This is a genomic window from Vibrio sp. 1641, assembly GCF_033339995.1.
GTDB classification, from domain to species: domain Bacteria; phylum Pseudomonadota; class Gammaproteobacteria; order Enterobacterales; family Vibrionaceae; genus Vibrio; species Vibrio alginolyticus.
On the sequence record NZ_JAWOVP010000404.1, the window covers coordinates 1 to 561 of the forward strand.

At 47.1% G+C, this 561-nt stretch carries 2 protein-coding genes; both read right to left on the reverse strand.

Annotated features, from left to right (window positions below; genetic code table 11):
• The coding region (ispF, locus tag R7Z47_RS26220; RefSeq protein ID WP_318130947.1) for a 2-C-methyl-D-erythritol 2,4-cyclodiphosphate synthase at positions 1–414 on the reverse strand (414 nt) is incomplete at its 3' end.
• Positions 415–431: 17 nt separating this feature from the next.
• Positions 432–561, reverse strand: a 130-nt coding sequence (locus R7Z47_RS26225) for a 2-C-methyl-D-erythritol 4-phosphate cytidylyltransferase (protein ID WP_318130948.1), incomplete at its 5' end; no start/stop codon positions are given.

The following is a 561-nucleotide window of genomic DNA, read 5'->3' on the forward strand; positions in this document are numbered from 1 at the left end:
AAGACGTTCTGTCGTCGTTGCTTTTACGTTGATGTTGCTAATATCGGTTTCTAGATCTTCGGCAATGGCTGCACACATTGCATCAATGTAAGGCGCCATTTTCGGCGCTTGCGCCATGATGGTGACGTCTGCATTACCAAGGCGGTAGCCTTGTTCTTTTACTCGACGGTAAACGTCTTTCAATAATTCGCGGCTGTTTGCACCTTTCCATTTATCGTCGGTATCTGGAAAATGACGGCCAATATCACCCGCAGCAATCGCACCTAACAAAGCGTCGGTGAGAGCATGCAGAGCAACGTCGCCATCTGAGTGCGCAATCAGGCCTTGTTCGTAAGGAATTGCAACACCACCAATAATCACAGGGCCTTCACCGCCAAATTTGTGTACGTCGAAACCATGACCAATTCGAATCATTTTTTATCCTTTATTTTCTAACCGCGCTCGCGGCTAAGATAAAACTCGGCTAAGGCGAGATCTTCTGGCTGAGTAATTTTAATGTTATTCGCACTACCTTGGACTAAAGCTGGCGTTTCTCCCAACCACTCTAAAGCCGATGCGTCT